Source organism: Nonomuraea solani, assembly GCF_900108335.1.
GTDB lineage: Bacteria > Actinomycetota > Actinomycetes > Streptosporangiales > Streptosporangiaceae > Nonomuraea > Nonomuraea solani.
On record NZ_FNVT01000022.1, the window covers coordinates 27,969 to 44,440 of the forward strand.

The 16,472-nt window shown below is 67.1% G+C and carries 12 protein-coding genes and 2 tRNA genes; 4 read left to right on the forward strand and 10 right to left on the reverse strand.

The window, feature by feature from the left end; translation table 11 throughout:
* Positions 1-686: 686 nt before the first annotated feature.
* The 6 genes from C4V41_RS61230 to C4V41_RS48620 all read right to left on the reverse strand — a co-directional run bounded on the left by C4V41_RS61230 (position 687) and on the right by C4V41_RS48620 (position 11,409).
* Positions 687-944: a hypothetical protein gene (locus tag C4V41_RS61230; protein WP_146104066.1), complete on the reverse strand. Its 258-nt coding sequence runs from the start codon at positions 942-944 to the stop codon at positions 687-689.
* A 193-nt stretch (positions 945-1,137) separates the two neighbouring features.
* Positions 1,138-1,530: a hypothetical protein gene (locus C4V41_RS48600; RefSeq protein ID WP_103962867.1), complete on the reverse strand. Its 393-nt coding sequence runs from the start codon at positions 1,528-1,530 to the stop codon at positions 1,138-1,140.
* Positions 1,531-1,804: 274 nt separating this feature from the next.
* Complete coding sequence (locus C4V41_RS61235) at positions 1,805-2,068, reverse strand: hypothetical protein (RefSeq protein ID WP_146104067.1); 264 nt, start codon at positions 2,066-2,068, stop codon at positions 1,805-1,807.
* A gap of 21 nt (positions 2,069-2,089) precedes the next feature.
* The gene (locus C4V41_RS48610) at positions 2,090-9,379 is read right to left on the reverse strand and encodes a polymorphic toxin-type HINT domain-containing protein (RefSeq protein ID WP_146104068.1); all 7,290 of its coding nucleotides are present in this window, start codon (positions 9,377-9,379) and stop codon (positions 2,090-2,092) included.
* The gene (locus tag C4V41_RS48615; RefSeq protein WP_146104069.1) at positions 9,325-10,071 is read right to left on the reverse strand and encodes a hypothetical protein; all 747 of its coding nucleotides are present in this window, start codon (positions 10,069-10,071) and stop codon (positions 9,325-9,327) included. Before C4V41_RS48615 ends, C4V41_RS48610 begins: the two co-directional genes overlap by 55 nt.
* An 828-nt stretch (positions 10,072-10,899) precedes the next feature.
* Complete coding sequence (locus tag C4V41_RS48620) at positions 10,900-11,409, reverse strand: PadR family transcriptional regulator (protein ID WP_103962871.1); 510 nt, start codon at positions 11,407-11,409, stop codon at positions 10,900-10,902.
* Between the two features lie 62 nt (positions 11,410-11,471).
* Between C4V41_RS48620 and C4V41_RS48625 the strand changes: the two genes are divergently transcribed.
* Positions 11,472-12,032 (forward strand): hypothetical protein, encoded by a 561-nt coding sequence (locus C4V41_RS48625; RefSeq protein WP_103962872.1) that lies wholly within the window; start codon positions 11,472-11,474, stop codon positions 12,030-12,032.
* A 71-nt stretch (positions 12,033-12,103) separates the two neighbouring features.
* Positions 12,104-12,832: an MBL fold metallo-hydrolase gene (locus tag C4V41_RS48630; protein ID WP_103962873.1), complete on the forward strand. Its 729-nt coding sequence runs from the start codon at positions 12,104-12,106 to the stop codon at positions 12,830-12,832.
* On the opposite strand, the gene C4V41_RS66300 is transcribed toward C4V41_RS48630, so the two are convergent.
* Positions 12,756-13,343 carry a flavin monoamine oxidase family protein gene (locus C4V41_RS66300; RefSeq protein ID WP_407670163.1) on the reverse strand — a complete coding sequence of 196 codons (588 nt, stop codon included), beginning with the start codon at positions 13,341-13,343 and terminating at the stop codon, positions 12,756-12,758. The two genes, C4V41_RS48630 and C4V41_RS66300, sit on opposite strands and share 77 nt — an antisense overlap.
* On the opposite strand from C4V41_RS66300, the gene C4V41_RS64840 reads away from it, so the two are divergent.
* Entirely contained in the window at positions 13,299-13,550 is a 252-nt protein-coding gene (locus C4V41_RS64840; protein ID WP_235030857.1) for a hypothetical protein, read from the forward strand. The two genes, C4V41_RS66300 and C4V41_RS64840, sit on opposite strands and share 45 nt — an antisense overlap.
* A 35-nt stretch (positions 13,551-13,585) precedes the next feature.
* On the opposite strand, the gene C4V41_RS48640 is transcribed toward C4V41_RS64840, so the two are convergent.
* From C4V41_RS48640 to C4V41_RS48650, 3 genes are all read right to left on the reverse strand, one after another.
* A tRNA-Pro gene (locus C4V41_RS48640) sits at positions 13,586-13,657 on the reverse strand.
* 7 nt (positions 13,658-13,664) lie between these two features.
* Positions 13,665-13,738: transfer RNA gene (locus C4V41_RS48645), tRNA-Lys, on the reverse strand.
* A 46-nt stretch (positions 13,739-13,784) separates the two neighbouring features.
* Positions 13,785-15,191 carry a hypothetical protein gene (locus tag C4V41_RS48650; protein ID WP_103962874.1) on the reverse strand — a complete coding sequence of 469 codons (1,407 nt, stop codon included), beginning with the start codon at positions 15,189-15,191 and terminating at the stop codon, positions 13,785-13,787.
* Between the two features lie 124 nt (positions 15,192-15,315).
* Here C4V41_RS48650 and C4V41_RS48655 point away from each other — a divergent pair, with 124 nt between their 5' ends.
* Entirely contained in the window at positions 15,316-16,470 is a 1,155-nt protein-coding gene (locus C4V41_RS48655) for a lactonase family protein (RefSeq protein WP_160150655.1), read from the forward strand.
* Positions 16,471-16,472: the final 2 nt, after the last annotated feature.

Below are 16,472 nucleotides of genomic sequence, written 5' to 3' on the forward strand. Positions count from 1 at the left end.
TCCAATACTAAGTGAACGCCTGCGCGAATCGCTCGACTGCCACAGGCTGGGCTACGCGCCGCCTGCCGCGCCTGCCTCACACAAACATCGAGGCGACGGCAGCGACGCCCTAGAATTAGGGTTACATCAGCGCGCTAGGATGAAGGGCACCGCGGCTTGGCACTACTTCGGCGCCAACCCCCGCACATCTGTAACACGCCCCTCCCCGGCTGCATGAGAGCATCCCCGACCTCGGAGATCTCACCAGTAAGCGCCTGGGGATCACCCCACAGGGAACCCAAACCTGCGAGATCAGCACTCCGTGGGCCGCTGACGAGTTGGAGCACGCGCCGCCAGCCCGGGAGACCCTGCCACGGATCCCGTTAGGTTAAATCTAAGAAGTTCAGTCCTCATGCGATCACCAAATGACCAACCAGAGCCGGAAGTGCCACGACCGAGTCTGCGAAGCACGTACGCACAGGTCTTGACTACCATTCAGCCTTTTAGAACGGCGTGAATGGCATCATGGAATGCTCTCAGCGCGCCTCGCTCGAATCCAGTTCTTGTTTGAAACTCCCAATCCTCCAGCTTTCGGTCTGTTTCACGCAAACCCGCAAGAACCATACGAACCTCCCTGGCAGACAGTTCGAGACCGAAAAGATCAGTACGAAGTGACACGGCCCGCATTTGAAACCTCCATCGAAAAGTTAATCCAGGTTGTCCCAATACGCCTTGCCCTGCTTCGGGGGAAAGGCCGTGCCGAAATTTGGATCATTTTTATTCCAGAAGACCACAACACCATTTTTCCAAAAGGCGACAACTCCAGACTGACCCTTGACATTCTTGGCCTGGCCCGTCTCTATGATATCTTGGATCAGAGCTGCGTATTCCTTGCGAGTGCGTATGCCGCGAAATTCGGGCCGTTTGAGAACATGCTTCAACATGCTTCTCAAAGCCATGGCCATCGGCCATCTTTGCAGCGAATGCCCCAGCCTGACCGCGGACCTGGGAACGTATGACGCGTAGAGCGACCGCGTGGGTGCTTACCGCGTAAGCACCGTCGCCGCCATTGAGGGGCGCTTCAGGGAGAACTCGTGTCCCCTGATGCGGCGGTAGGTACCGATGGGCTGGAGCACCCAGACCCTGACCATGGAAAGCTCAACATGTCGGGCACACCACGGTGGCGAGCATGTCCTGCTGCTCCACGTCGTACGGCTGGCCGGTCGTCTGGAGGGCGTCGTAGTAGTCGGCGTACTCCCCCACCTCCCAGGCGTGCTGCTGAACGCCCTCGGCGAGGAACTCGTGGACAATTCCGGTGACCTGCCAAGTCGTCAAGCCGGAGCCGACGCCCTGCGGTGAGCTGATAATGCTGCTGGAGCCTCCCCAGCCCGACTCGGGTGTGGCCGTCGGGTCGGCGTGGTTCAGGGTCTCGATCAGGCCCGGCCAGTCAACGAACGAGGGCAGCGCATCGGTGTTCCACCGAGCCACTGTGTGCTTGCGGCGGCCTGGCCCGTCCGCGAAGGAGAAGGACGGGTTGCTGGCCACGACCACGGGGGGCGTGGCGGTAGCCGATGCTCATGGCCAGCCGGTGCGAGCCCACCACAACCGCGATCGACGCTCTCACGGTGATGTACAGGCTTGCCAGCGCCTCACGGGCCTCGCCCAGCGCGGACTCGGCGTACCGGTCCCGTGAAACGATCAAGTACATCAGCCGCAGAGCCATCCTGCGATCCTACCGAAGCCGAGCCATCGAGCACAGCAAGACCCCAGATCAAACCCAGTGAGACAATATTCGACACCCACAGACTCTGTTCGGCGAATCACACTATGCACTTCCCGGCCACTCAAGCCATTCTTCGAGAGCCTCCAAGAGAGATACTCCTACATGATCTAGCTGATCTCGTCGCAGCGAATCCCGGAGCACCTCAACGCTCTCTCGATCAAGATGGAGCGTCATAAAGAAGTGTGGATCTACGGGAATAGGCGCCAGCTTAGCATTTTGCTCGACGATCAAGCGCACCAGCTCCAGCGCCGACTCTCTATCCAATCCAGGAACATCAATAGACCAATAGGGCGAATCTTCATTCATAGCAAGCACCTGACGATATTCCTAGCATTTCAGGACGTTCAATAGCGCATCCGTCGTGGCAGTTCTTGTCTCCTTGCGACCGAGACCTTCCACCGAATCAGCAATCTTCCACGTTCCTCCATTGTGCGAACCGTCGCCATGTCCGATATCCTGTGATATATACGTTTTTGTTTTCTTATTCCAGAAGACGATCTGGCCGCGCACCTTGAAATTTGTCTTTGCGTAACCGAGATATTTTGCCAGATCTGTAGCCTGCTTATTCGTAAGGGGTTGGTTCTTCCCGTCCTTTTGGGTCGGAAGCGGAGGATCGTTGTGGACCAGGATGGCTTGGTCGCCTGCTACCACATGGTAGGTGTGCAGGTCAGCGACCGTCAGGTTATGCACCTGCTGTGCCGCTGTCCATCGCCTGACATCTGCGACTTGGATCCACGTACCTGTGGACGTCAGCAGCCATGTCCCCGGCTGAAGATACGTCGCGTCAACCCATCTCTTCAAGGAAGGAACCCAGAAAGGATGCTGGGACGTTGCGACGACCGACGGATGGCTGGCGTCGCCCGCACTCTCCGTCCCAATGGTGATCTCGGTCAGATTCTTGGTGCCGGAACCGTTGATCAGTGCTGTGACTTTCTTGGCCACGGTCTCACCGGTGGCCGGATCGGTGGCCAGGACCTCGTCCCCGACGCGTACGTCTTCAATTGGCTTGCGACCCCCGTCCGCCATCAGCACCAGAGTTCCCGGCACGAAACTGCTGCAAGCTTTCGCTATTACGCTGCCGCTCTTCCCAAGCGCACCGACACCCTTGATAACTCCCTTGACGCCCTTTGATGCAATTCCTGCTCCTGGTATGAAATTCATCGCAAAGAGCACGCAGCCAGTGATGCTGCCGTTCGCGCAGTCCTTTGCGTCTCCGAAGAAGAAGTTTAAGGCTGATTCCCAGGAGCTTCTGTTCTTTCCATATTTGACCTCCCCCCACAGCCGCGTAAGCTCACGAAGTTGGTCCTCGCCGAGACGGAGTTCAGCCTGCCACTGGATGCATTTCGTGTTGTTGCTAGGATGAGGGAGGCACTCTTTCCAGTATTTCTCGGTGAGGGCAGCCTTGGCCGTCGCGTCTTTGACGGCCCCGCAGCCGGCCGAGCCGAACAAGCTCACGCAGGCCGCATTAAACGATTTATTTGATGCCGTTGGCGATACAATGGAACCGTCTGCGGCTACCTTGGTGGTGGGCAGTTTCAATATCTTCCACATGGTGTCTACTTGCCACTTCTCAGTGGCGCCACCAAGGACGTAATCCACCAGGTATTGCTGCTTGCGCTTATCTACACCCTCAAAACCCTTTGGCGTTGTCATGCCATTCGGCAGCACTTGCTGTGTCAGCACCTGTTCCACGGTCATCACCACGACGAAACCGCCCGTGATGACTTCGCCTGCCGTAATGCAGGCGATGCAGTCTCCGATCGCGCTGCCGGACCAATCCTCAGGCGCGCTTGATGCACCGGCGTAGCCATAGTCGGCACTGGGCGAGTAGGAGGCGAGGCCGGCAATCGCATCGCCGCCGATGACCGTGGCATGACCGGTGGGATCGATTCCCACCATGGGGGAGGCGTTGGCGTAGGTGTAGCGGTTGGCCTGGACGGAGGGAGCGGGGTCGAGGGTGGCGGTGTCGCGGCTGGTGAAGGTGCCGGTGCCGGGCTGGTACCAGCGGGCGTGCATGTTGACCTTGCCGGTGTCCGGGTCGGTGTATTCACCCTGGTAACCGAGGCTGGCCTTGTCCCCTGTCTGGGCGGTGACGGCGCCGAAGGGGTCGTAGGCGGTGGAGGCGGTGATCGCGGTCGCGGTGTAGTTGCCGACGAGATCGCCGTGGAGGTCGCTCATGGTGGCGGCTGCCGGGCCGGTGCCCTCTTGCAGGCTAAGCAAGGCGCCGAACGGGTCTCGGGCGTACTTGGCCTGAAGGCTGCCGTCGGCGCTGATACCGACGAGGTCGTTGCTCAGACCGGCATAGTGGTGGGTTTGCTTGGTGGCGCCGGTGATGCGGGAGGTGACGCGGTCGAAGGCGTCGTAGGCGTAGAGGCTGTCGGCGTCGGCGATGAGGCGGTCGAAGGCGTCAAAGGTCAGCTGGGTGGTGGCGCCGTTCTTGGTCTGGGTGGCCAGGGTGCCGCGCGGAGCGTAGGTGTAGTCGGTACCGTCACCTTGGGTCAGGCGGTTGCGTTCGTCGTAGCTGTAGGTCTTGTCGCCGGCCTTGGTACGGTTTCCGGCCGCGTCCCATTCATAGGCGGTGGTGGTGCCGCCGGGGGCGGTCCAGGAGGTGAGCCGGTTGGCGTGGTCGTAGCCGTAGGTGTTGGTGCCGGCGCCGGCCAGGCCGGTGGTGGTCTTGGTGGTGAGGTTGTCGTCGAGGTCCCACCCGTAGGTGATCTTCGCGATCTGGGTGCCGGTGCTGTTCGTCAGCGTGTGGGAGGTGGTCCGGCCCATGTCGTCGTAGCCGAAGGTCTGGGTGCTGGCCGGGTTGGCCGCGTTCAGGGTCTCGACGCGGTTGGCCTTGTCGTAGCCGTAGGTGAGGGTGCGGCCGGTGACCGGGTCGGTCGCGGTCTTGAGCCGGTTGGCGGTGTCCCAGGTGAAGGTGGCCGTGCCGGCGGCATCGACGCGCTGGGCGAGGTTGCCGTTGGCGTCGTAGCTCATCGTGCTCGGCTGGCCGGTGGGCTGGGTCAGCTTGGTGAGCAGGCCGCGGTCGTTGTACTCCAGGGTGTAGTCGCCGGCGGTGGTGAGCTGGCCGGCGGGGTCGTAGTCCAGGATGCGCTGGGCGGTGGCCGCGCCCCCTCCTGCGCCGTCTTCTTGCTTCAGCCGGCCCAGGTGGTCGTAAGTGCGGGTGATCTGCACGCCGCCGGGCTGGGCGATGGTGGTGTTGTTGCCGGCCTTGTCGTAGCCGTAGGTCCAGGTGCGGTCGGCCTCGTTCGGGTGCTGGGTGGTGGCGGGTTCGATGAGCTTCTCCACCAGGCCGAGGCTGTTGTAGGTGGTCCAGGTGGTGTTGCCGCGGCCGTCGGTCAGCTTGGTGCGGGCGCCCTTGTGGTCGTAGCCGAACCGGGTGACGATCTCCTCGGTCGCCGAGACCGGCTCGGTGCGCGAGGTGAGCCGGTTCAGCGCGTCGAAGCTCTGCTGGGTGGTGTGGTTCTCGGCCGAGGTCTGACTGATCGGGTTGCCGGCCAGGTCATAGCCGGAGCGGGAGGAGCGCAGCGTGTCGCCGGCCTTGTTCAGGTCCTTGACCTCGGTCGGCCGGCCGGCCAGGTCGTAGACCATCTCGGTGGCGTTGCCGGTGGCGTCGGTGACCCGTAGCGGCCGTCCGGTCAGGTCGTAGGTGCTACTGGTGGTGTTCTGGGCAGGATCCGTCGTGCTCTTGACCTCGCCGGCGGCGTTGGGGACGAACGTGGCGGTCTTGTTGCCCGGCTCGACCGACTTGGTCAGCATGCCTGCGTGGTTGTAGGTCAGCCCGGTCGTGTGGGCGGCCGTTGTGGGTTTGCGTTCGATCACCGTCTCGGTGATCTTCCTGCCCAGGTCGTCGAAGGTGGCCTCGACGCGGGCGCCGTTCGGGTCCACACCGGCCAGCTGCTCACCGGCCAGGTCGAACTCGGCGATCCAGACACCGCCGGGGCCGGACGGCCCGGGGTCAACCTGGCGGACGGGGTTGCCGAGCGCGTCATAGTCGGTCGTAGTGACATAACCACGCGGATCGGTGGTGCTGGTACGCCGGCCGGCCTTGTCGTAACCGTGCGCCACCGTCGGAGTGACCGCCGCGCCGCCGGGCGCGGTGTAGGCGGGCATCGTCAACCGGACGGCGCGGCCCGCCTTGTCGTAGGCGGTGGTAAGGGTGCCGCCCTCGGCATCGACCGTGTGCGTCTGGCCGCCGAAGGCGTCGTAGCCGCGACGGATGATCGGCCGGACCGTGACCGGGCCCGCGCCGGCCTTGTCCACCTGCACGCTGGGCGCCGTGCTCTCGATCAGGCGGCCCAGCGCGTCATAGCGGTTGCTGGTCGTGAAGTCGGCAGCCGTGGCGCCGTCCGCGTTGCCGCGCGGGTCGATGATCGCGGTGGTCAAGCCGCGATCGTCCACGGTCCAGGTCGTGGTGAGGTCCTGGGCGCCGTTCTCGATCGTCTGCCGCGTCTTGATGCCGGACGCGTTGTAGCCATAGGTCGTGATCTCTTCACGGGAACTGCCGGCTCCCGTCCGGGTCTCCTTCGTGATCAGGTTGTTTTCGTCGTAGCTGTAGGAGGTTTTGCGCTTGAGCTCAGCCGGATCCAGCGTCGTGGAGGTGAGGCGGCTAGCGGCGTCGAAGGCGTAGTCGGTGGTGGCAAAGCCACCACCGGTCACCTTCTTGGTGAGGTTGCCCGCGTCGTCGTAGTCGTTCTCCTCCAGGACGACGTCCTCGGTGGTGGTCGCGCCGTTCAGCTTGACAGCGTTGGCGGTCACCTTCCACACCTGGTCGTCGGCGAAGTAGTCGTAGGAGGTCTTGCGACCCATCGCGTCCAACTTCGCGGCCAGGCGACCAGCGGGGTCGTAGGAGTACGACTCCAGCGTGATCTCCTTGGCCGGCTGCGGGCTGACCGGGCTGCCGGTCCAGTTCTTCAGCGTCTTGGTGTGCAGCTCGCCGCGCTCGGTGTAGGTGTAGCCGAACACCGAGCCGAGCTGGTCGGTGACCGTCGCTTGCAGACCGAGGGTGTTCCAGGTGGTGCGGACCACGCCGCCCTCGGGATCGGTGACGCTGTCCTGGCGGCCGTAGGCGTCGTAGGTGGAGGTGACGGTCCGCGTCGCATCGCCGCCGGTCAGGTCCGCGACGGTTTCGGTGAGCTTGTTACCGTCCGGGTCATAGACGTAGGTCACTTTGGCGGTGTGCGTGACGCCGGAGATCTCGTTCTTCACGGCCGGGGCTGTCTGGCTGGCCGGCCGGCCGAGCTTGTCGTAGGTGATGGTGGTCTTCACGCCGCCGGGGTGCGCGTCCGAGATCTGGGTCTGGGTGGTCACCCGGCCGAGGGCGTCGTGTTCGAACGTGGTGACCAGCCCGGACGGGGCGGTCTGCTCGGCCAGGTCGCCCGTCGCGCGGTAGCGCAGCTGGGTGGTGTTGCCTTTGGCGTCAATGCGCGTTTTCACCAGCCCGGCCGGTGTGGTGCCGCCGCCGATGGCCGGCTCGCTGCCGTCGGTGTAGGTCGCTTCGCTGGAGCGGCCGTTGGGGAAGTCCAGGGTGGCCGGTGTGGTCTGCTTGGTCTGCTGGCCATATTGGTTGTAGGCCAGGGTGGTGGCGTAGGTGTTGTCGGTGGACGACGTGGAGCGGCCGTCCCGGTAGGCGATCAGCTGGTCGTTACGCGGGTCGAAGTCGTCATCGGCGTTGACCTGGTAGCCGCCCCAGGCACGGGCTGCGACATGGGTCGCGTCGCTTTGCCGGAAGCAGGTGTAGGGGTTGTCGTACTCGTCGTCGTCGGCGGCCGTCCCGGTTACCGGCGTGCATGCGGCCGTGGCCAGCAGGTTTCCACGCTCGTCATAACTGGTATTCGTCACCACCGTGTTGGGCGCGTTTACTTCCTGCGGGAAGCCCGCGCTGTCGTACAGCATGGTGGTCTTCTGCAGGCGTTGGTCGGTACGGGACTTGAGCCGGTCACCGCGCCAGGCGTCGTGTTCGAAGCTCAGCTTCCCGCCTTGGGGGTCGATATAGGAGACCGTCTTGATGCCGGTGGCAGGATCGACCGGGCTCGGTGCGGTGAGCCTCCAGATGCCGCCGTGCTGATCGGTATGCGCCTGCAGGCGATCAGCGGCCGGGTCGTAAGTGTTGTCCGCCCACACGCGGCCGGACGGCAAGGTGATCTTCTTGAGCGCGTGAGGTGCGGCGGCGCGGGCCGCGTAGTGCGCTGCGCTCTGCCCGGCGCTCAGCGCCCGGTCGTAGACGGCGACCTCGTCGATCTGGCCGGCGAACCCCCACGCGGTTAGACCGACGCCTGCGTTCACCGGCTTGGCCGCCGGCCAAGCGGCCGCGGTGATGCCGTGGCCGATGGTGGCGTAGGCCAGCCAGTTGTGGTCGATCGTCCCGGCCAGGGTCCCGACGACGGCACCGTCCAGGTACAGCGTCTGGGTGCTGCCGGAGCCGGCCAGCACGGCATGGTGCCATTGGTCGTTGGCGACGGAGGCGGCCGAGGTGATCGGGGCGATCAGGGGCGCACCGCTGGACTGCAGGACCCGCAACTGGCCGCGTAGCTTGCCGTCGGTGCCGACGTACAGGAGCGGCACACCGTCGTTGATCCGCCCTGACATGACCGGCTCGGACGGCGCGGCGAAGGCCAGCATGCCGTTGGTGGTGGTCTTGAACCACAGCTCCAGGGACAGCTGATCGGCCATGCGCGCGATGGCGTGATCGGGCAGCCGCAGACGGGAGGTGCCGGAGAAGGAGGCGGCGGTGTTGCCGGTGCCAGCCAATGCGCCCGGCTGCTCCAGGGTCACTTGATCGTAGTCGGCCTTGCCGGCGCCCCAGCCGCGGCTTTCCGCGTCGTTGGTCGGGCTCGGCTCGCAGCCGTGCGGGCACGCTGTGGGCGTCGGCTGCGCGGTGGGGGTGGGGGTGGGCTGGAGGGCGGGTTCGTCCAGCCGCCAGTAGCCCACCGGCTCGTCGTCTTCGACCAGGCCCCGATAGGGCGACCCCGTGCCGTAGCCGTAGCTGGTGCAGTTGGGGGCCGCTTCGGGATGGCAGACGCTGATCAGTTTGTCGCCGTCGTAGCCGTAGGTCCACGTCAGCGGCGCGCCGTTGACCGGGTCGGTGGCCACGCCGGTCACGTGCGCGCCGGTCCAGGTGAAGGTGAGTGAACGGCCCCCGGCCGCGGTGACCTTGGCCAGCTTGCCGTCGGTGCCGTAGCTGAGATTCTGGGCGCGGCCCCGGTTGTCGGTGATCTTCGAGAGCTTGCCCTGCGCGGTGAAATGGTAGATCGTCGCGGACTTGTCCATCAGCTTCCAGCCGCCACCCGATACCTCGGCCAGCGTCGCGAACGTACCCGAGGGCGCCTGGAAGCTGCCGTCGCCCTTCGGCGCGAACCGCAGCCGCCGCCCATCGGGGTAGGTCACCAGCAGCGACGCGCTCGGCTCGGCGGCGATGCGCATGTCGTAGCGGGTTGACCAGCCCGCCCCGAACAAGCCGTCACGGCGGGCGTCCAGGCTGTTGTAGGAGCGCACCACCGACAGGGCCGGCCCCACCGTGGCCACCGACGCGTCTGCCACCGTGGTGGTGTAGTTGCCCGCTACCGGATGAAACTCCTGGCCGTTCTCGCCCCGGGCGGCAAGCTGCGCTCCCACGGTGGGCTGCCGCGCCGCGTGACCAGCACCCGATACGCCGACGTGACCGCACCGACCGTCACCTGCCACGCGTAGGTGGTGCCCCACTTCAGTTTCCCGGCCGGGACCTTCCAGGTGTTCACTCCGGCGGGCAGGTAGCCGGAGGAGATCGGCAGGTTGCCTTGGCTGCACCAGGTGCTCGGGTCGGAGGCGCTCTCCTCGCCGTCCGGGCTCGCGCACAAGCTGAACAGGTACGTGTACGGCGCGGTTCCGTTCGTCGCGTGCGCCACCAGCGTCGGTGTCAGTGACCCGACTTGGGCACCGTTCAACGGCCACATGTCCTCCACCACCGTCAGCGCCGCCGCATCCAGCGCCTCGGCACGGGCGGCACCAGACGGTAGCGCTTCGCCTTCGCCGCCGCTGTCCGGCGCCTGGGGGTTCTGATCACGGACGGCGTTGTCAGCGGGTGCCGCCTCCTCAGGCACCTTCATGTCAGATGGCGTTCCCGGCGGCAGCTCGGCCGTTGCCGCTGATGCGGGTACCAGCGACGCAAGGGTTTGGAACGATCCCATGGCTTGGCGGGGAAGGGTGAGTGACCCCTGCGCTACGGCGGTGATGCTCTCACCTGCCGCTGCGGCCGCTACCGGCTGCGGCGCCAACTGCAGAAGACCCGGCGTCAACGCCAGCAGCGTCGCCACCGTCACTCCGGTCATCGACCGAGGTGTACGAGCCCACGACAAAAACCGGCGCATGCGCCATCACGCTCCGAACCAACGAGGGGCGGCCAACGGGGACGCCGAACGTCGCTCCACCCCCGCCCGAGGTATCAACAATCGCCTTGACCTGAGCAGTTCGGAGCTGGTCACCAAACGGGCAAAGCGTAACGGGAGCATGATCAAGCAACAAGAGCCACTTTTACTATCGAAGATATACAGATAGTGACGAACCGCATGATCGGGGCAAATCTACCAAGGCTATCCGCACGGCGTCGTAACCTCTTCGTCGCCGGAGCGCGGGGCGCGGGAAGGGTCTCGGACCGACGGGTGAGGCCGCCTGTCCAACGTCACCACTTCCCGGGCCAGCCCCAATGCCGTTGCTTGACTCACGCAAGCGTTTCATGTGATTCCAGGGAGTGACTTTCCGGTCGGGACTGCCGATGTTCAGGCATGCATCCATCCATAGACCGGGTTGTCCGATGCCGTGCGGCTCGGGAGACCGTAAGGAGACCGGCAGTTCCAGACGATCCCAGCTTCGCGTGGTCATCGTGTCACCGATTGGCCAGCAAGCAAGTCTCTTACCTGCACAAATAGCGAGGCGTGACATCATCCGTCATCGTCCAATATGGGGAGCTGCGGACTTCAAGTTCGTGGACTGGCGGCTGGTGGAGGACGTCCTGGGTAGGTCGTGACGGCCGAAACTCGTCGCTGATCCACCGTCATCGGCCTGGCCACCGGGGCGATCTCCCTGGTGGCCCTGCCCTTGGCCGCCGCCCGGCCGGCTCGCCGGCGTGTTGCTCGTCATCCGGCTGGGGCCCTGAGGAGTCAGACCTGACTCTCGGCCCATTCGGCCCACTCCTGTTGCATGCGGCCGAGGCGGAGGCCGTATTCGAGCGCGATGCGGCCGTACACCGACAGGTCGTCGGTGCCGCTCTCCACGAACGCGCGGATGCCCTCCAGCCGCTCCACCTGCCCGGCGGCCAGCTCCGCCTGATGCCGGAGAAACTCGCGCGCCTCCTCCGGGGAGATCCTGGCCAGGAAGAACACGCGCAGCAGCATGTCGCTGCGCGTCGTCCTGGCCGGCTCGACCGCCGTGAGCCAGTGGCGCAGCTCGGCCAGGCCCTCGCCGGTGAGCGCGTATTCCTTGCGGCCGCGCGGCCCCTGCGTGGCTACGTCCACGAAACCGGCTTCGGCCAGCTTGCCGAGCTCGGCGTAGAGCTGGCTCTGCGTGGCCGGCCACACGTTGGAGAGCGAGACGTCGAAGGTCTTCATCAGGTCGTATCCGCTCGCGGGTCCCTCCGCGAGCAGACCCAGCACGGCGTGTCGGAGGCTCATCTTCCTATGTTGACATGTCCGGATATGAACGTCTACTTTCGACATGTCACTACAGGAACGTCATGGGAGCGTACGTGCGCGGCCTGCTCGGTTTTCTGCCCTGGATCGTCTACGCCGTGATCGCGACCGGCGACGAGTGGCGCTGGGGCGCCATCGCCGGCCTCGTCATCGCCCTGGCCCTCGTCGCCGCCGACCGCCGGGCGGGCAGGGCCTGGGACGAGATGGTGATCGAGTCGAGCGCGGCGCTCTTCTTCGCCGCCCTCACGGCGCTCTCCCTCGCGAACCCGCACTCGGCGCTCACGCCGTACGGGCCCGCGCTGGTCAACGTCTGGCTGGCGGGCACCGCCTGGGGCTCGCTGGCCATCGGCAAGCCTTTCACGCTGGGCATCGCGCGTACGATGGCGCCGGAAGAGGTCTGGAAGACCCCGCGCTTCCACCGCGTCAACGCGATCATCACCACGGTCTGGGCGGCGGCGTTCACGGTCGCGGCGCTCTCCCTGACGCTCGTCCTGCGGGTCTCGCCGCACGCGACCACGCTGGTCATCGCCATCAAGGTGGCCACCTTCGCGGCGCCCGCCGTCTTCACGGCGTGGTATCCCAAGCAGGTCGGCCGGGCGAACTGACTGTCACCTGATGGCAAGCCGTCACTGCCGTTACGCTGAGTAATCATACGGTAACTCAACGTTGGAGCGCCATGCGGCTTCACCTCATCGGAACCGGATCGATCCTCAGCACCCGGATGAGCGCGTCGGCGCTCGTCGACGGCACCATCCTGATCGACGCGCCGAACGGCGCCATGAAGGCCCTGCACCGCGACGGCCTGGACCCGGCCGGCATCGACATCTGCCTCATCACCCACTTCCACGCCGACCACTTCTTCGACATCGTCTTCCTGTTCCTGGAACAGGGCCTGCTGCGCACCCGCGACAGCGAGCTGGTGCTCATCGGGCCCGGCGGCTTCGGCGGGCGCGTGGAGCACCTGTTCGAGCTGGCCTATCCCGGTAGCTGGCCGCACGTCAAGGAGAACACCAGGCCGCGCTTCGTCGAGCTCGGCGACGGCGGCGAGTGGTCCGGCAACGGCTACACCGTCCGCGCCCTGCCCACCCGGCACACCGTCCCCTCACTGGGCTACCTGATCACCGACGCGGCCGGCACCCGGCTCGGCTACACCGGCGACACCGTGCTCTGCCCCGCCGTGGAAGAGCTGGCCGGGCAGAGCGCGGCCCTGGTCCTGGACACCTCGTTCCATCAGAGCAAGGCGGGTCACATGGGCCTGGACGACGTCGAGGCCCTCGCCGACCGCCACCCCGGGCTTCCGCTCATCGCCACCCACAGGGACGACGACGTCACCTCCTCCAGCCGGCCGGCCATCCACTTCCCCGGCGACGGGCAGACCTACCACGTGACGGCCGACGGCCTTTAGGGGGAGATGGCCCTTTTTTGAGGGGGGCGATGGCGGTGGCCGTGGCTTCGCCTGATCGGATGACGCCCTCGATGTGGCCGTACCAGCGGGGCGAGGTCTCGGCACCGGCCCAGTGAATGCGGCCCACGGGGGCGCGCAGCGCGGGCCCGTACTGGGTCCAGGCGCCGGACGGGAAGACGGCGGAGCAGGCGCCCCGCGTGAACGGCTCGGCGTCCCAGTCCCGTTCGGCGTAGGTCGCCGGGGAGGCGGCCCGCGGACCGAACAGCCCGGCCGGCTGATCGAGAACCGCCGCCCGGCGCTCGCCGGCCGGGCGCTCATGGACCGGGCCTCGGCCCCTCAAGGAAGCCGAGCACCGGAGCGCGAGCTGCTGTCGGCTCGCAGGTGACGCGGCCGGACAGTATGAGCGGAATCGCCATGACGACGTGCGCCGCCCGCCAGGCCCGATCCCCGAGGCCACGACGACGCCGTGCTCGTCCTGGGCGACACGGTCGACCGGGGTGCCGAGGCGCACGCGGTCACCGAGCCGGCGGGCCAGTCGTACGGCCGGTACGTGCGCCCCGCCATCGAGGCGGTCCTGCTGCGCGCCACCCTCGACGGCGATCACGTCGGATGGGTGGTCGTACATGTGCTTTCTCCGGTGGGTGGGGTGTCCGCGCATGACGGACACATCAGCGCACCCACCGACCGCCACGGCGCTGACCTTTACGAGATCAGTTGACGCGACGATCTCACCCCTGTCGCCCGCGAGGGCGGCCTCGTCGACCGGGCTCGAACCGGCGTCCACCCGGTCCCGAGCCGGGCGCTCTACCACTGAGCTACAACGAGGCCTCGCCCATCGCCGACCGGGCTCGAACCGGCGTCCACCTGGAGTAAGAGCCAGGCGCTCTACCACTGAGCTACGGCGTGGCCGTCTTCAGTGTGCTCGACGCCGACTCCCTCGCGCCACTCCTTTTCACCAGGACTTCTCGGGCAGTTCGCTCGCCACCACGCCGGACCGCAGCCCGTGCTCGGCGTCGGCGGCCAGTTCCTCCTTGACGGGCCCGCCGCTGAACACCCCGGCCCGGCGCAGCAGCGCCGCCCACACCGGGTCGGCGATGGTGACGCCGTGGACCAGCTCGGGCGTGGGCCGGAACACCGCCGTGGCGCGGCGCGGGGCGGGCGCCGTCCAGCCCGAGGCGGCCGGGTCGAGGCCGGCCCGGCGGCAGGCGGACTCGACGTCGGCGCGCGTACAGGCCGCACTGCCGTCGAGCACCTGCCACGGCGGCGGCAGCGCCGACCACACCTTCGTGTTCGGATCGACGTCGCCGCCCGTGGAGCGGTGCCAGGCGGCCAGGTCGGCGGCCATCAGCCGCATCACCTTGCCGGGGCACGCCGCGTCCAGCAGCTCCAGGGCGTTCAGCGCGGACAGGCAGGCCAGCCAGCCGGCCCGGGCCGCGTTGTAGGCGACGGCCAGGTTGTTCCAGGTGGTGGAGTCATGGCCGCGCCGTACGATCATCGACTCGCGGTCGGTGTCCGGCCGCCAGCGCTCGGCGAGCATGGTCGCGCTCTGCCGCAGCACCGACGACCAGCGGCCGAGCAGCACACCGCGCTCCTGGTCGCTCAGGTGCTCCAGGACGTCGGGGCTCGTCCGCACCTGGGCGATCATCCACCAGTCGGACCGGTTCGTGCACCGGTCGAGCAGGAGTGAGGCGATCTCGTCGAACGGGTTGTCCCGCCCCGACAACGTGAACTCCCTGCGCAGCTTGCGGCGCGCGGTGTAGTAGGCCATGAAGCAGGCCGCGTCGGCGTCCGCGGTGAACCGCTCCAGCGGCACCTCCGCCGCGAACCCCGTGACGCCGACCATCAGCAGCCGCCGCTTGTCCTGCTCGACGGCCAGCGTCCCGGCCTTGGCCGACACCCGGCGGAGCATCCGGAAGCGCCGGTTGTACTGCCGCTTGGACAGGTCCATCCCCGCCGCCTCACGGGCCTGCCGGTTGAGCCGGTCGGCCAGGAAGTCGGTACGGGCCGGCGACCATGCGATCGAGCGGCCCATGCTCGCCGCGAACTCCAGCAGCGACTCCGGATCGTCCGGATCCACTTCCGCGCGCTTTCCGAACAGCCGGGTGGCCGCCGCCACCTGCCGGGCCCCGCCCACCGGGCGGGCGTAGTCGGTGGACATCGACGAGAACCACGCCGTGCCCCGCGAGGAGTGCTTGGCCGCGCGCTCCAGGACGACGCGCTCATGCCGGGTGAGCCGTCCCTCCAGTGCCTGCAGCACCAGGTCGGCGACGTCCTCCGGGCGGTAGCGGCGCTCCAGTGAGCCGTGCAGCTCGGCGAGGATCTCCTTGCGGGAGGCCGGCCCCTTCTTGCGCTTGCTCATGGTCGCCATCATGGCCGCGCCGGCGGCGGGAATCGACTGGTTTGTCCGGCGCTATGTATGGGTGCGATGGCCGGTGATTTGTTCGCCGGCGCGCGGAGCGGGCCGGCGACGTACGCTGGCAGGCATGCCGACCCGGATCGGATCGTTGCTGCGCAAACCGTACCTGGGGCTGATCGTGCTGGCCGTGAGCGTGCTGCTCGCCGCCGGCGCGCCGGCCGGTGCCAGCTCAGGGGGCACCCTCTACGTCACCAACGGTGACACCGGCGACATCGCGCTCTTCCGCGTCGGCGGCGCGGGCGTGCCGGTGCTCGAACCGCCGCTCGTCCCGACGGGGCGGCAGCCGCGGGGGCTCGTGCTCGCCCGCGACGGCCGCACCGCGTACGTCGTGACGGGGCTGGACAACAGCGTCCACCAGTACCGCGTCGGCAGCGACGGGCGGCTCGCCCCGCTCGCGCCGCCCGTGGGGACGGGCGCGTTCCCGTTCGGCATCGTCGTCGCGCCCTCGGGCCGGACCCTGTACGTCGCCAACGCCGCCGACGGCACCGTGTCGGCGTTCACCATCGGCCGCGGCGGGCTGTTGCGCGACCTCGGCGCAGCCGTTCCCACCGGCCAGGACAGCCCCCGGGGACTGGCCATGACCCCCGACGGCCGTTTCCTGTACGTCAGCCACGGCAGGCCGGCGATCACCGAGGAGGACACCGAGCCGCCCGGCTTCGTCGTCGTCTTCTCCGTCCATTCCGACGGCACCCTGCACAGGACCGGCGAGCCGGTGCCGGTCGAACGGGGCGGGCTCGGCATGTCGGTCACCCCCGACGGGCGGTTCCTCTATGTCGCGTGTGAGGTGCTGACGAGCGTGTCGGAACGCCAGTTGTTCGGCTTCGCCATCGGCCGGGACGGAGGGCTCACGCCTGTGCCCGGCTCGCCGTACCGCGCGCCCGACGTGCCCATCGGCACCGCGGTGACCCCGGACGGCCGGCGGCTCTATCTCACCAGCGGCGGCCTGAACGTGAATCCCGACATCGCCACCAAGGTGTGGGGCTTCACGATCGCCGCCGACGGCTCCCTGCGCCCGGTCCCCGGCGCTCCCTTCGACGCGGGACGCGGCCCGGTCGGCCTCGCGCTGACCCGGGACGGGGGCCGGCTTCATGTCAGTACGCTCCGCTCGGAGCTCGTCACGTTCGCGGTGGGGGTGGACGGCGGCCTGACACCGATCGGCGCACCTGTTTCGACCGGCGGCATCCGACCGCTCTTCCAGTCCGTGACCATCGGCCCGCACTGATC

Bases quoted from the DNA above. Each gene is read 5' to 3' on its own strand.
- C4V41_RS61230 (WP_146104066.1), bottom strand. From the start codon at position 944: ATGGCCATGGCTTTGAGAAGCATGTTGAAGCATGTTCTCAAACGGCCC.
- C4V41_RS61235 (WP_146104067.1), bottom strand. From the start codon at position 2,068: ATGAATGAAGATTCGCCCTATTGGTCTATTGATGTTCCTGGATTGGAT.
- C4V41_RS48615 (WP_146104069.1), bottom strand. From the start codon at position 10,071: ATGACCGGAGTGACGGTGGCGACGCTGCTGGCGTTGACGCCGGGTCTT.
- C4V41_RS48620 (WP_103962871.1), bottom strand. From the start codon at position 11,409: ATGAGCCTCCGACACGCCGTGCTGGGTCTGCTCGCGGAGGGACCCGCG.
- C4V41_RS48625 (WP_103962872.1), top strand. From the start codon at position 11,472: ATGGGAGCGTACGTGCGCGGCCTGCTCGGTTTTCTGCCCTGGATCGTC.
- C4V41_RS48630 (WP_103962873.1), top strand. From the start codon at position 12,104: ATGCGGCTTCACCTCATCGGAACCGGATCGATCCTCAGCACCCGGATG.
- C4V41_RS48650 (WP_103962874.1), bottom strand. From the start codon at position 15,191: ATGAGCAAGCGCAAGAAGGGGCCGGCCTCCCGCAAGGAGATCCTCGCC.
- C4V41_RS48655 (WP_160150655.1), top strand. From the start codon at position 15,316: ATGCCGACCCGGATCGGATCGTTGCTGCGCAAACCGTACCTGGGGCTG.